Origin of the sequence: Streptomyces sp. NPDC001933, assembly GCF_042890955.1 — a bacterium.
Taxonomy (GTDB): Bacteria; Actinomycetota; Actinomycetes; order Streptomycetales; family Streptomycetaceae; genus Streptomyces.
Map to the genome: position 1 here is coordinate 1,013,035 of NZ_JBIASS010000001.1, position 14,105 is coordinate 1,027,139.

Sequence of the window (14,105 nt, forward strand, 5' to 3'; positions counted from 1 at the left end):
CGAACAGCGCAACGCCGCGCCGTTCGGGCCCCGTCGCATGCTCTCCCGCCCTCCAAGGAGTCCAGCAAGATGAAGACGATCGACGAACTGATCGCCGAAGGGGTCACCGGCAAGCGCGTATTCGTGCGCGCCGACCTCAACGTGCCGCTGAGCGGCACCACCATCACCGACGACGGCCGCATCCGCGCCGTCCAGCCGACCGTCGAGAAGCTCGTCGCGGCCGGCGCGCGAGTCGTCGTCGCCTCGCACCTGGGCCGCCCCAAGGGCGCCCCGGACCCCGCCTTCTCCCTGGCGCCCGCCGCCGCCCGCCTCGGTGAACTCATCGGAGCCGACGTGGCGTTCGCGACCGACACGGTCGGCGAGTCCGCCCGCGCCGCGGTCGCCGGTCTCGCCGACGGCCAGGTCGCCGTCCTGGAGAACCTCCGCTTCAACCCGGGTGAGACGTCCAAGGACGACGCCGAGCGCGGCGCGTTCGCCGACCAGCTCGCCGAACTCGCCGACCTCTACGTGGGCGACGGCTTCGGGGCTGTGCACCGCAAGCACGCCTCGGTCTTCGATCTCCCGGCCCGGCTGCCGCACGCCGCCGGTGACCTGATCGCCACCGAGGTCGGCGTCCTGAAGAAGCTCACCGAGAACGTCGAGCGCCCGTACGCCGTGGTGCTCGGCGGCTCCAAGGTCTCCGACAAGCTCGGCGTCATCGACCACCTCCTGGAGCGCGCCGACCGCATCCTGATCGGCGGCGGCATGGCGTACACCTTCCTCAAGGCCCAGGGCCACGAGGTCGGCAGCTCGCTGCTCCAGGAGGACCAGATCCCGGCGGTGCTGGAGTACCTCAAGCGCGCCGAGGACAAGGGCGTGGAGTTCGTGCTCCCCGTCGACGTCGTGGTCTCCGCGCAGTTCCCGGACCTCAGGAGCAAGGCTCCCACCGAGCACCGCACGGTGCCCGCGGACGCCATGCCGGCAGGCTTCATGGGCCTGGACAACGGCCCCGAGACCAACAAGCTGTACGCATCGAAGCTCGCCGACGCCGCCACCGTCTTCTGGAACGGCCCGATGGGCGTCTTCGAGCACCCCGACTTCGCCGAGGGCACCCGGGCAGTCGCCCAGGCCCTCGTCGACTCCTCGGGCTTCAGTGTCGTCGGCGGTGGAGACTCCGCCGCGGCCGTCCGCACCCTGGGCTTCGACGAGAATGCATTCGGACACATCTCGACCGGTGGCGGTGCCAGCCTCGAATACCTCGAGGGCAAGACGCTTCCCGGCCTCGCCGCACTGGAGGACTGACCTTTCATGACCACTCGTACCCCGCTGATGGCGGGCAACTGGAAGATGAACCTCAACCACCTCGAGGCCATCGCACACACCCAGAAGCTCGGCTTCGCACTGACCGACAAGGACTACGACGCCGTCGAGGTCGCCGTCCTGCCGCCCTTCACCGACCTGCGCTCCGTGCAGACCCTGGTCGAGGGCGACAAGCTGAAGATCAAGTACGGCGCCCAGGACATCTCGGCGCACGACTCCGGCGCGTACACCGGTGAGATCTCCGGCCCGATGCTCGCCAAGCTGCGGTGCACCTACGTCGCAGTCGGCCACAGCGAGCGCCGCCAGTACCACGGCGAGACCGACGAGATCTGCAACGCCAAGGTGAAGGCCGCGTACAAGCACGGCCTGACCCCGATCCTCTGCGTCGGCGAGGGCCTGGACATCCGCAAGGCCGGTGACCAGGTCTCCTACACCCTCGCGCAGCTCGACGGCGGTCTGAAGGACGTCCCGGCCGAGCAGGCCGAGTCCATCGTGATCGCGTACGAGCCGGTCTGGGCCATCGGCACCGGTGAGGTCGCCACCCCCGAGGACGCCCAGGAGGTCTGCGGTGCGATCCGCGGCCGGCTGGCCGAGCTGTACTCGCAGGAGCTGGCCGACGCGGTCCGTATCCAGTACGGCGGCTCGGTGAAGTCCGGCAATGTCGCCGCGATCATGGCGCAGCCCGACGTCGACGGCGCGCTGGTCGGCGGCGCCGCGCTGGACGCCGACGAGTTCGTCAAGATCGTCCGCTTCCGCGACCAGTGAGTATGCGGTAGCGCGGATCCGTCGTACCCTTGCGGGGGCCGCGGAGGGTGTAACCTCCCGGCCCCCGTAATCAGCACATGCAGTCCAGAGGAATTCCGGAAAGTAGGGACCAGCCGTGATTTTGGCGTTCGAGATCGCCCTGATCGTCTTCAGCCTGCTGCTGATGCTGCTGGTGCTGATGCACAAGGGAAAGGGCGGCGGCCTCTCCGACATGTTCGGTGGCGGCATGCAGTCGTCGGTCGGCGGCTCCTCGGTCGCCGAACGGAACCTCGACCGGATCACCGTGGTCGTCGGTCTGGGATGGTTCGCGTGCATTGTTGTGCTTGGTCTGCTGATCAAGCTGGACAACTGACCCGTCGTACGCGATTCCCGGTGACGGTGTAACTCCTTTCACTGGACGCGCGTTGGGCCTTACGTAGACTGGGGCATCTTCGAGCACCATCACGCAGGGAGTTACGACCGTGGCAAGTGGCAACGCGATCCGGGGAAGCCGGGTCGGAGCGGGGCCGATGGGGGAGGCCGAGCGCGGTGAGTCCGCGCCGCGCCTCCGCATCTCCTTCTGGTGCTCGAACGGGCACGAGACGCAGCCGAGCTTCGCCAGTGACGCGCAGGTACCGGAGACTTGGGACTGCCCGCGCTGTGGCTTCCCGGCCGGCCAGGACCGGGACAGCCCGCCGGACCCGCCGCGCACCGAGCCGTACAAGACGCACCTCGCGTACGTACGCGAGCGGCGCAGCGACGCGGACGGCGAGGCCATTCTCGCCGAGGCGCTGGCGAAACTCCGGGGCGAAATCTAGAAGTTGTCCGGCCGGGCACCCACAGGGTGTCCGGCCGGACCGCTTTCGCCGTGCCGCAGGCCTCCATTGCCTCGTCGGCCCTTCTGATCAATTAGGTTTGTAGGTGCAGCGGGGCATCTGCAGGCACGAGAAGAATTGGGCTGATTTCCGGGATGAACACACGAAGCCGAACCAGGCTCAACCAGACGCCCGAGTGGACAGCTCTGGGCAAGCACCGCGAGCAGTTCGGGACGACCCATCTGCGGCAGCTCTTCGCGGACGATCCGGAGCGCGGCACCGAATACACCCTGACGGTCGGCGATCTGTACGTCGACTGCTCCAAGCACCTGGTCACCGACGAGACGCTGCGGCTGCTGCGCGAGCTCGCCGCGGCCACCGGGGTGGCCGGGCTGCGGGACGCGATGTTCCGCGGCGAGAAGATCAACACCACCGAGGACCGCGCCGTTCTGCACACCGCGCTGCGTGCCCCGCGCGACGCGGTGATCGAGGTCGACGGCGAGAACGTGGTGCCGGGTGTGCACGCCGTGCTCGACCGGATGGCGGCGTTCTCCGACCGCGTCAGGTCGGGGGAGTGGACCGGCCACACCGGCAAGCGCATCAAGAACGTCGTCAACATCGGCATCGGCGGTTCCGACCTCGGCCCCGCCATGGCGTACGAGGTGCTGCGCTCCTTCACGGACCGCGATCTCACCGTCCGCTTCGTGTCGAACGTCGACGGCGCCGACCTCCACGAGGCGGTGCGCGATCTCGACCCGGCCGAGACGCTCTTCGTCATCGCGTCGAAGACCTTCACCACGATCGAGACGATCACCAACGCCACCTCGGCCCGCAACTGGCTGCTGACCGGTCTGAGGGCCGATCAGGACGCGGTCGCCAAGCACTTCGTGGCGCTGTCCACGAATGCCGGGAAGGTCGCGGACTTCGGCATCGACACCGCCAACATGTTCGAGTTCTGGGACTGGGTCGGCGGGCGCTACTCGTACGACTCCGCCATCGGCCTCTCGCTGATGATCGCCATCGGCCCGGACCGGTTCCGCGAGATGCTCGACGGTTTCCACCTCGTCGACGAGCACTTCCGCACCGCCCCCGTCGAATCCAACGTCCCCATGCTGATGGGGCTGTTGGGCGTCTGGTACGGCGCGTTCTTCGACGCCCAGTCGCACGCGGTGCTGCCTTACAGCCACTATCTGTCCAAGTTCACCGCGTACTTGCAGCAGCTGGACATGGAGTCCAACGGCAAGTCCGTGGACCGGGACGGCAATCCGGTCGACTGGCAGACCGGACCGGTCGTCTGGGGCACCCCCGGCACCAACGGACAGCACGCCTACTATCAGCTGATCCACCAGGGCACCAAGGTCATCCCGGCCGACTTCATCGGCTTCGCCGAGCCGGTCGCCGACCTGCTGCCCGGTCTGGTCGCCCAGCACGATCTGCTGATGGCCAACTTCTTCGCCCAGACCCAGGCGCTGGCCTTCGGCAAGACGCCGGACGAGGTCCGGGCCGAGGGCGTCGCCGAGGAACTGGTGCCGCACAAGACCTTCCTGGGCAACCACCCGACGACGACGATCCTCGCCGACCGGCTGACCCCGTCCGTCCTCGGCCAGCTGATCGCGCTGTACGAGCACAAGGTCTTCGTCCAGGGCGCCGTCTGGAACATCGACTCCTTCGACCAGTGGGGCGTCGAGCTGGGCAAGGTCCTCGCCAAGAAGATCGAACCGGTGCTCACCGAGGGCAAGGGGGGCGAGCAGCTGGACAGTTCGACCGCCGCGCTCGTCGACGCGTACCGCGCCCGCCGGGGGCGCTGAGCCGATGACCACGGGGGAGGGGACGGTGCGGCTGCGGCCGCCGAACAACACGCTGGACCCGAGGGCCGTGGGGTGGTGGCGGGCCCAGTGGCTGCTGCTGACCGCCGCCCCCGTGGCCGTCCTGGCGGTGCTGGGCGCGTTCATCGGGCCCGCCCGGTTCTGGCTGCTGACGGCCGCCGCGGTCCTCGCGGTCCTCGGCACCGGCTGCGCCGTCCTCCTCCCCTCGTGGTGGTTCCGCACCCACCGCTGGGAGGTCACCGACGAAGCGGTGTACGTCAGGACCGGGGTCTTCCGGCAGGAGTGGCGGATCGCCCCGATGTCCCGGATCCAGACCGTGGACACCGTGCGCGGACCGCTCGAACAGCTGTACCGGCTCGCCACGGTCACCGTGACCACCGCGTCGGCCAGGGGCGCGGTCCGGATCGAGGGCCTCGACCACGAAACGGCGGCCGGGCTGGCCGAGCGGCTTACCCGGATCACCCAGGCCACCCCCGGGGACGCCACATGAGCCCCGGGACGGCGCTCTCGGAAGGCCGGGGCCCGGCTCAGGAGCCCGGCACGGCCACCTCCGTCGGCTGGCGGCGGCTGGACCGGCGCACGGTCCTGGTCAGCGCACTCGTCACGGCCGGGGTGGCGGCCGGCGCGGCCGTTCCCACCACGCTCGGCCTGTCCGGGCGGTTCGGCCTCGCCGCCGCCGTCGCCTGGGTCCTCGTCGGCTCGGTCCTGCTGATCGGCTCCGCGGCGGCCGGCGACTACGTACGGTGGCGCCGTACCCGATACCGCGTCGGTGGCGAGCGGGTCGACCTCCACACCGGGCTGTTCCTGGTCAAGAAGCGCTCACTGGCCCGGGAGCGCATCCGCAGCGTCGACCTCACCGCCCATCTGCTGCAACGGGTACTCGGCCTGGTCACCGTCCGCATCGGCACCGGAGAGCACTCCGGCAACGACTCCACCCTGGAGCTCGACCCGGTCCCCAGGGCCGAGGGCGAACGGCTCCGCCGCGAACTGCTGGAACGTACGGCCACCGGCACCCCGGGCACCCACCGCGAGGGCGAGCTCGTCGCCCTCGACCCGCGCTGGATCCGCTACGCACCGGTCTCCTTCGTCGCCCCCGCGCTCGGCGGTGCGGCGGCCGGTGCGGTGATGCAGGTCAGCGACTGGTTCGGGGCACAGGGGCAGGTGATCGAGTGGATCGGCGAGCGCTTCCGGGACACCTCGCTGACCGCCATGATCATGATCCTCGTCGTCGCCGCGGTGGCCGCCGGTGTCGTCGGCGCGCTCGGCCTGTGGGTCGAGATGTGGTGGAACTACCGGCTGGAGCGCGAGCCCGGCGGCACTCTGCGCATCCGGCGCGGACTGCTGACCTCCCGGTCCGTCTCCATCGAGGAACGGCGGCTGCGCGGGGTCGAGCTCGTTGAACCGCTCGGCATCAGGACGTTCGGCGCGGCCCGGGTCGACGCGATCACCACCGGACTGGCCAAGGACGACGAGGAACAGCACGGCGACCACAACACCCTGCTGCCCGCCGCGCCCAGGCCCGTCGCCGACGCGGTGGCCGCCGACGTGCTGCGTGAGACCACGTCCCCGACCGGCGCCCCGCTGACCGGCCACCCCCGCGCCGCCCGCGGCCGCAGGCTGCGCCGGGCGTTCTGGGCCGTCCTGGTCCCGGCGGCGGTGCTGGCTCTCCTGGGCGCGCTGCTGACACCCGTACTGCTCTGGATCGCGCTCGGCTGCGCCGTCGCGGGGCTGCCGGCCGGGGTGTTCCTGGCCCGCGACGCCTACCGCGGCCTCGGGCACGCCGTCAGCGGCGACTACCTGGTGGTGAGGTCGGGCACGGTCCGGCGCTCGACCGCCGTGCTGGAGCGGGCCGGAGTCATCGGCTGGACGCTCCGGCAGACGTATTTCCAGCGGCGGTCCGGGGTCCTGAGCGTCACCGCGACGACGGCCGCCGGAGCGGGTGCGTACACGGCGTACGACACGGACGCGCGCGAGGGCCTCGACTTCGCCGCGAAGGCCGTGCCCGGTCTGCTGGAGCCCTTCCTGGAGCGCGTCCCGCCCGCCGGGTGAGCCCGGTCAGGCGTGCGTGGTGTCGATGACGCAGAATCTGTTGCCCTCGGGGTCCGCCAGTACGACGAAGTCCGGGTCGTCCGGGTACAGATCCCAGTCCACCCGCAGCGCGCCGAGCGCGATCAGCCGGTCCACCTCGGCGTCCTGCTCCTCGGTGCAGAGGTCGAGGTGGACCCGGGGGACCTCCTGCACGGGCGTACCGCTGAGGTCCAGAGCCAGGCCGACGCCGGGCCCCTCGGCCGGGACCAGCACCACCCAGTCGTCGTCCGTCGCCGGCTCACGCTCCACGTAGCCGAGCGCCGCCTTCTAGAACGCCGTCGCGCGCCGTACGTCCGACGCGCCCATCACCACGGTCCCGATACGCACCATGGCGCGATCCTTTCACGCGACAGGCCCGGCCGCTCCGAGGAGCGAACCGGGCCTGTGCGCAACCGTGCTGACGTACGGTCAGGGCGAGGCGGGCGGATACAGCGCGCGCGGCAGCCGGGAGGCCGCCGCCGCGTCCAGCAGCCACAGCGTGCGGCTGCGCCCGTACGCGCCGGCCGCCGGGGCCTGGATCTCCCCGGCACCCGACAGCGCGATCTCCGCGGCCTCCGCCTTGTCCTCGCCGGCGGCGAGCAGCCACACCTCGCGCGCCGCCCGGATCGCCGGCAGCGTGAGCGAGATCCGGGTGGGCGGCGGCTTGGGGGCGCCGTGCACACCGACGACGGTGCGCTCGGTCTCCCGTACCGCGGGCAGCTCCGGGAAGAGCGACGCGACATGTGTGTCCGGGCCGACGCCCAGCATCAGCACGTCGAACGTCGGCACCGGACCGTGGTCCTCGGGACCGGCCGCGGCGGCCAGCTCCCCGGCGTACGCGGCGGCCGCCGCGTCGGCGTCGTTGCCCCAGGGGCCGTCCGAGGCGGGCATCGCGTGCACCCGGGACGGGTCAAGCTCCACCGAGTCCAGCAGGGCCTCGCGGGCCTGCGTGACATTGCGCTCCGGATCGCCCTCGGGCAGGAACCGCTCGTCGCCCCACCACAGATCGAGCCGCGACCAGTCGATCGCGTCCCGGGCGGGCGCGGCGGCGAGCGCGGCCAGCAGGCCGTTGCCGTTGCGCCCGCCGGTGAGGACCACCGAGGCGTAGCCGCGTGCGGTCTGGGCGTCCACGATCTTCGTGATCAGCCGGGCCGCGGCGGCCAGCGCCATCAGCTCCTTGTCGCGGTGCACGACAAGTTGAGGAGCACTCACTTCGACGCCGCCTTCTTGGCCGCGGTCTTCTTCGCGGCGGCCGGGGCGGCGTCCGCCGCGGGCTCGGCCGGCTTCGGCTTTGCCGGTCCGCCGAGCTTCTCCACGCCGAACTTCACCGTCGCCGCGTACGTGTTGTCCGGGTCCAGACGGCGCAGCTCCTCGGCGAGCAGCTCGGCGGTGTCCCGCCGCTTGAGCGCCACCGCGCGGTCCGGCTGGCCCTGCATCGAGAGCGTGGCCAGCGAACCGTCGGGACGGTCCAGGACGATGGTGCCGTTCTTGGTCTCCATCCGCACGGCCGTCAGACCGGGACCGGCGGAGACGGTGCGCTCCACCGGAACCCCGAGCCGGTCCGCGAGCCACATGGCGAGCAGCTCGCAGCTCGGGTTCTCCGACTCGCCCTCGACCGTCGCCGAGACGACCTGGGCGGACTGCTGGTCGAGCGAGGCCGCCAGCATCGAGCGCCACGGCGTGATGCGGGTCCACGCCAGATCGGTGTCGCCCGGGGTGTACGAGTCGGCGCGGATCGCCAGCTCCTGGCCCGGGTGCTCCGCCGAGTACGCGTCCGTGATCCGGCGCTGGGCGAGCGCGCCCAGCGGGTCCTTCGCCGGGTCGGCGGGCGCGCCCTCGGGCCACCAGACCACGACCGGGGCGTCCGGCAGCAGCAGCGGCAGCACCACCGACTGGGCGTGGTTGACCAGCTCGCCGTGGAGACGCAGCACGACCGTCTCGCCGGTGCCCGCGTCGGAACCGACCCGCACCTCGGCGTCGAGCCGGGCGTCCCGGCGGCTGCGCGGCGAGCGGCTGACCCGCTTGATCACCGCGATGATCCGCGAAGGGTGCTCGCGCGAGGCGTCACCGGCCGACTTGAGCGCGTCGTACGCGTTCTCCTCGTCGGTGACGATGACCAGGGTGAGCACCATGCCGATGGCCGGCGTGCCGATGGCACGGCGGGCCGAGACCAGCGCCTGGTTGATCTTGCTGGAAGTGGTCTCCGTCAGATCGATCTTCATGGCCGGCGCCAGCTCCGTCCGTCTCGTGCGAGCATCTCGTCGGCCTCGGCCGGACCCCAGGAACCCGCCGGGTACTGGGCGGGCTTGCCGTGCTTGTCCCAGTACTGCTCGATCGGGTCGAGGATGTTCCAGGAGAGTTCGACCTCCTGGTGCCGGGGGAAGAGGTTGGCGTCGCCGAGCAGCACATCGAGGATGAGCCGCTCGTAGGCCTCCGGGCTGGACTCCGTGAAGGACTCGCCGTACGCGAAGTCCATCGTGACGTCCCGGACCTCCATCGAGGTGCCGGGCACCTTGGAGCCGAACCGCACGGTCACGCCCTCGTCCGGCTGCACCCGGATGACCAGGGCGTTGCCGCCCAGTTCCTCGGTGGCGCCGGACTCGAAGGGCAGGTACGGGGCCCGCTTGAAGACGACCGCGATCTCCGTGACCCGGCGGCCGAGCCGCTTTCCGGTACGGAGGTAGAACGGCACGTCCGCCCAGCGGCGGTTGTTGATCGTCAGCTTGATCGCGGCGTAGGTGTCGGTCTTCGACTTGGGGTCGATGCCGTCCTCTTCGAGGTAGCCGCGGACCTCCTCGCCGCCCTGCCACGCGTGCTCGTACTGGGCGCGCACCGTGTGCTTGCCCAGGTCCTCCGGCAGTTCCACCGCCGTGAGCACCTTGAGCTTCTCGGCGACCAGCGCCTTCGGATGGAAGGAGCCGGGCTCCTCCATCGCGGTCAGCGCCAGCAGCTGGAGCAGGTGGTTCTGGATGACGTCACGGGCGGCGCCGATGCCGTCGTAGTAGCCGGCCCGGCCGCCGATGCCGATGTCCTCGGCCATCGTGATCTGGATGTGGTCGACGTACGACCTGTTCCAGATCGGCTCGAACATCGTGTTGGCGAACCGCAGCGCCAGGATGTTCTGGACCGTCTCCTTGCCCAGGTAGTGGTCGATCCGGAAGACCTCGTTGGGCGGGAAGACGTCGTGCACGATCTGGTTGAGCTCCTGTGCGCTCTTCAGGTCGTGGCCGAAGGGCTTCTCGATGACGGCACGCCGCCAGGAGCCCTCCTTCTGGTCCGCGAGGCCGTGCTTCTTGAGCTGCTGGACGACCTTGGGGAAGAACTTCGGCGGCACGGACAGGTAGAAGGCGAAGTTGCCTCCCGTGCCCTGCGCCTTGTCCAGCTCCTGGATCGTGTTCTTCAGGTGCTCGAAGGCATCGTCGTCGTCGAAGTTGCCCTGGACGAAGCGCATCCCCTGGATGAGCTGCTGCCAGACCTCCTCGCGGAACGGCGTACGGGCGTGCTGCTTGACGGCGTCGTGGACCTCTTGTGCGAAGTCCTCGTCCTGCCACTCGCGGCGCGCGAAACCGATGAGGGAGAAGCCCGGCGGCAACAGGCCGCGATTGGCCAGGTCGTACACGGCGGGCATCAGCTTTTTACGGGACAAATCGCCCGTGACTCCGAAGATCACCAGACCCGACGGCCCCGCGATGCGCGGGAGCCGTCGGTCCTGGGGGTCACGAAGCGGATTGGCTCCGGGAACACCAGACAAGGTGGTCAGCCCTCCGAAGGAGCGAGGCGCTTGAGCTCCGCCTCGGTCGAATTGAGCAGGTCGATCCAGGACGCCTCGAACTTCTCGACGCCCTCGTCCTCAAGGAGCTGGACGACGTCGGCGTAGGAGATCCCGAGCTTCGCCACGGCGTCGAGCTCGGCGCGGGCCTGCTCGTACGTGCCGGCGATCGTGTTGCCGGTGACCTCCCCGTGGTCCGCCGTGGCGTCCAGGGTGGCCTCGGGCATGGTGTTCACCGTGCCGGGGGCGACCAGGTCGACGACGTACAGGGTGTCCTTGTACGCGGGGTCCTTGACGCCGGTCGAGGCCCACAGCGGACGCTGCTTGTTGGCCTGCGCCTTGTCCAGGGCGGCCCAGCGCTCCGAGGCGAAGACCTCTTCGTACGCCTGGTAGGCGAGCCGGGCGTTGGCGAGCGCCGCCTTGCCCTTGAGGGCCTTGGCCTCGTCGGTGCCGACGGTGTCCAGGCGCTTGTCGATCTCGGTGTCCACGCGGGACACGAAGAACGAGGCCACCGAGTGGATCAGGGAGAGGTCCAGGCCCGCGGCCTTCGCCTTCTCCAGGCCCGCCAGGTAGGCGTCCATGACCTCGCGGTAGCGCTCCAGCGAGAAGATCAGCGTGACGTTGACGCTGATGCCCTTGCCGATGACCTCGGTGATCGCCGGGAGGCCGGCCTTCGTCGCCGGGATCTTGATGAGCGTGTTGGGCCGGTCCACCAGCCATGCCAGCTGCTTGGCCTCGGCGACGGTGGCCGCGGTGTGGTGGGCCAGACGGGGGTCGACCTCGATGGAGACCCGGCCGTCCTGGCCGTCCGTGGCGTCGAAGACCGGGCGCAGGATGTCCGCCGCGTCCCGCACGTCGGCCGTGGTGATCATGCGGATGGCCTCGTCGACGGTGACCTTGCGGGTGGCGAGGTCGGTGAGCTGCTGCTCGTACCCGTCGCCAGAGGAGATCGCCTTCTGGAAGATCGACGGGTTGGTGGTGACGCCCACGACGTGCTGCTGGTCGATCAGCTCGGCGAGATTGCCGGAGGTGATCCGCTTGCGCGACAGGTCATCGAGCCAGATCGCCACGCCCTCGTCGGAGAGGCGCTTGAGTGCGTCTGTCATGAGAATTGCATCTCCTACTAGTCGTATATCGGCGTCAGCGCGCGGCTGCGGCGAGAGATTCCCGCGCGGCGGCGGCGACGTGCTCGCCGGTGAAGCCGAACTCGCGGAAGAGGACCTTGGCGTCGGCCGAGGCACCGAAGTGCTCCAGCGACACGATCCGGCCGGCGTCACCGACGTAGCGGTACCAGGTCAGACCGATGCCGGCCTCGACCGCGACGCGCGCCTTCACGGACGGCGGCAGAACGCTGTCCTTGTACGCCTGGTCCTGCTCCTCGAACCACTCGACCGACGGCATCGAGACCACCCGGGTCGGAATGCCGGCCGCCTGGAGCTCCTCGCGCGCCTCGACCGCGAGGTGCACCTCGGAGCCGGTGCCGATCAGCAGCACCTGCGGCTCTGTGCTCTGCCCGTCGGACCCCTCGGCCTCGAAGAGCACGTAACCGCCCTTGGCCGCGTCCTCGTTCGCCTCGTACGTCGGAACGCCCTGGCGGGTCAGCGCCAGGCCGTGCGGGGCGCCCTTGCCGAACACCTTGGTGTAGCGGCGCAGGATCTCGCGCCAGGCGATGGAGGTCTCGTTGGCGTCGGCCGGGCGGACGATGTTCAGGCCCGGGATGGCGCGCAGCGAGGCCAGGTGCTCCACCGGCTGGTGGGTCGGGCCGTCCTCGCCGAGACCGATCGAGTCGTGCGTCCACACGTACGTCACCGGAAGGTGCATCAGCGCGGACAGGCGCACGGCGTTGCGCATGTAGTCGGAGAACACCAGGAAGGTGCCGCCGTAGATACGGGTGTTGCCGTGCAGCGCGATGCCGTTCATGGCGGCGGCCATGGCGTGCTCGCGGATGCCGAAGTGGATCGTGCGGCCGTACGGGTCCGCGCCCGGCAGCGGGTTGCCCACCGGGAGGAACGACGACGTCTTGTCGATCGTGGTGTTGTTCGAGCCCGCGAGGTCGGCGGAGCCGCCCCACAGCTCGGGGATGATCTCGCCGAGTGCCTGGAGCACCTTGCCGGAGGCGGCGCGGGTGGCGACACCCTTGCCCGGCTCGAAGACCGGGAGCCTGTCCTCCCAGCCCGCGGGCAGCTCGCCGGCGGAGATCCGGTCGAACTCGGCGGCGCGCTCCGGGTTGGCGGTGCGCCACGCGGCGAAGCTCTTCTCCCACTCGCCCTTGGCCTCGCGGCCGCGGTCCAGCGCCTCACGGGTGTGGGCGATGACCTCGTCGGCGACCTCGAAGGTCTTCTCCGGGTCGAAGCCGAGGACCCGCTTGGTCGCCGCGACCTCTTCGGCGCCGAGCGCCGAGCCGTGCGAGGCCTCGGTGTTCTGGGCGTGCGGAGCGGGCCAGGCGATGATCGAGCGGGCCGCGATGAACGACGGGCGCCCGGTCTCGGCCTTTGCTGCCTGGAGCGCCGCGTACAGACCCGCCGGGTCCAGGTCGCCGTTGGGCAGCTGGTCGACGCGCTGGACGTGCCAGCCGTACGCCTCGTACCGCTTCAGGGTGTCCTCGGAGACCGCGGTCTCCGTGTCGCCCTCGATGGAGATGTGGTTGTCGTCCCACAGCAGGACCAGGTTGCCGAGCTTCTGGTGACCGGCCAGCGAGGACGCCTCGGCGGAGATGCCCTCCTGGAGGCAGCCGTCACCGGCGACGGCCCAGACCATGTGGTCGAAGGGGGAGGTGCCGGGGGCTGCGTCCGGGTCGAACAGGCCGCGCTCGTAGCGGGCGGCCATCGCCATGCCCACCGCGTTGGCGACACCCTGGCCCAGCGGGCCCGTGGTCGTCTCGACGCCGGTGGTGTGGCCGTACTCCGGGTGACCGGGGGTCTTCGAGCCCCAGGTGCGGAAGGCCTTGAGGTCATCGAGCTCCAGGCCGTACCCGGCCAGGTAGAGCTGGATGTAAAGGGTCAGGCTGGTGTGACCGGCCGACAGAACGAACCGGTCGCGTCCGGCCCAGTCCGCGTCGGCGGGGTCGTGGCGCATCACCTTCTGGAAGAGGGTGTACGCGGCGGGAGCGAGGCTCATGGCCGTACCAGGGTGGCCGTTTCCGACCTTCTGTACGGCGTCCGCTGCAAGGACACGGACAGTGTCCACGGCCCGCTGGTCCAATTCGGTCCACTGGAGATCTGTGGTGGTCGGCTTGGTGCTCACCCTGAGTCAGGGCTCCTCTCCACTGTTGTAAACCGGTGACTGTGACCGCACCGGGCGTTGTCGAGCCTACCCCCGTCGGAACAAGCATTTTCCGCTGCTTTCCAGGGTGCAGGCGGCCCGCTGAGTTCGCCTCCCGTATGAGCGCGACGGCTCACTTCTGCGCCACTCCGATGAGCGCTTCTCCTTACTTATGGGCCCTCCTATGAGCGTGTCCTCCTACTTCTGTGCCGCTCCGGTCGGCGGGGTCGCTGGTCACGCGCAGTATCACGACGGCGGGAACCGCGGCCCGGGTGCCGCGACACGGGGGAGCGGGACCCCTGCTTCCGCGCCTCCTCAACACGA

12 protein-coding genes and 1 pseudogene are annotated in these 14,105 nt (G+C 70.2%); 7 read left to right on the plus strand and 6 right to left on the minus strand.

Translation table 11 applies throughout. The features are described from left to right. The first annotated feature begins 69 nt into the window (after positions 1 to 69). The 7 genes from ACFYY7_RS04505 to ACFYY7_RS04535 all read left to right on the plus strand — a co-directional run bounded on the left by ACFYY7_RS04505 (position 70) and on the right by ACFYY7_RS04535 (position 6,733). A complete protein-coding gene (locus ACFYY7_RS04505; protein ID WP_388656865.1) occupies positions 70 to 1,281 on the plus strand; it encodes a phosphoglycerate kinase in 1,212 nt (403 codons plus the stop codon). Positions 1,282 to 1,287: 6 nt separating this feature from the next. Further along, positions 1,288 to 2,064, plus strand: a complete 777-nt coding sequence (gene tpiA / locus ACFYY7_RS04510) for a triose-phosphate isomerase (RefSeq protein WP_388656868.1) — start codon at positions 1,288 to 1,290, stop codon at positions 2,062 to 2,064. 115 nt (positions 2,065 to 2,179) lie between these two features. After that, positions 2,180 to 2,416: a preprotein translocase subunit SecG gene (gene secG / locus ACFYY7_RS04515; RefSeq protein WP_072483071.1), complete on the plus strand. Its 237-nt coding sequence runs from the start codon at positions 2,180 to 2,182 to the stop codon at positions 2,414 to 2,416. Positions 2,417 to 2,525: 109 nt separating this feature from the next. Continuing rightward, positions 2,526 to 2,861: an RNA polymerase-binding protein RbpA gene (locus tag ACFYY7_RS04520; protein ID WP_072483070.1), complete on the plus strand. Its 336-nt coding sequence runs from the start codon at positions 2,526 to 2,528 to the stop codon at positions 2,859 to 2,861. A gap of 152 nt (positions 2,862 to 3,013) precedes the next feature. Then, a complete protein-coding gene (gene pgi / locus ACFYY7_RS04525) occupies positions 3,014 to 4,666 on the plus strand; it encodes a glucose-6-phosphate isomerase (RefSeq protein ID WP_388656871.1) in 1,653 nt (550 codons plus the stop codon). A 4-nt stretch (positions 4,667 to 4,670) separates the two neighbouring features. Beyond that, positions 4,671 to 5,174 carry a PH domain-containing protein gene (locus ACFYY7_RS04530; RefSeq protein ID WP_266736494.1) on the plus strand — a complete coding sequence of 168 codons (504 nt, stop codon included), beginning with the start codon at positions 4,671 to 4,673 and terminating at the stop codon, positions 5,172 to 5,174. Then, positions 5,171 to 6,733, plus strand: coding sequence for a PH domain-containing protein (locus ACFYY7_RS04535; RefSeq protein ID WP_388656874.1), 1,563 nt, complete (start codon positions 5,171 to 5,173; stop codon positions 6,731 to 6,733). Before ACFYY7_RS04530 ends, ACFYY7_RS04535 begins: the two co-directional genes overlap by 4 nt. A gap of 6 nt (positions 6,734 to 6,739) precedes the next feature. Here ACFYY7_RS04535 and ACFYY7_RS04540 read toward each other — a convergent pair. The 6 genes and pseudogenes from ACFYY7_RS04540 to tkt all read right to left on the minus strand — a co-directional run bounded on the left by ACFYY7_RS04540 (position 6,740) and on the right by tkt (position 13,763). Continuing rightward, positions 6,740 to 7,102: pseudogene (locus ACFYY7_RS04540) on the minus strand (VOC family protein). Positions 7,103 to 7,180: 78 nt separating this feature from the next. Next, positions 7,181 to 7,963, minus strand: a complete 783-nt coding sequence (pgl, locus tag ACFYY7_RS04545; RefSeq protein WP_388656876.1) for a 6-phosphogluconolactonase — start codon at positions 7,961 to 7,963, stop codon at positions 7,181 to 7,183. Next, the gene (gene opcA, locus ACFYY7_RS04550; RefSeq protein WP_388656879.1) at positions 7,960 to 8,973 is read right to left on the minus strand and encodes a glucose-6-phosphate dehydrogenase assembly protein OpcA; all 1,014 of its coding nucleotides are present in this window, start codon (positions 8,971 to 8,973) and stop codon (positions 7,960 to 7,962) included. Before opcA ends, pgl begins: the two co-directional genes overlap by 4 nt. Then, entirely contained in the window at positions 8,970 to 10,502 is a 1,533-nt protein-coding gene (zwf, locus tag ACFYY7_RS04555) for a glucose-6-phosphate dehydrogenase (RefSeq protein ID WP_388656882.1), read from the minus strand. The genes opcA and zwf overlap by 4 nt, the downstream gene beginning before the upstream one ends. 5 nt (positions 10,503 to 10,507) lie before the next feature. Then, positions 10,508 to 11,626 (minus strand): transaldolase, encoded by a 1,119-nt coding sequence (tal, locus tag ACFYY7_RS04560; protein ID WP_388656885.1) that lies wholly within the window; start codon positions 11,624 to 11,626, stop codon positions 10,508 to 10,510. A 34-nt stretch (positions 11,627 to 11,660) separates the two neighbouring features. Then, a complete protein-coding gene (gene tkt, locus ACFYY7_RS04565) occupies positions 11,661 to 13,763 on the minus strand; it encodes a transketolase (RefSeq protein ID WP_388656887.1) in 2,103 nt (700 codons plus the stop codon). Positions 13,764 to 14,105 lie beyond the last annotated feature (342 nt).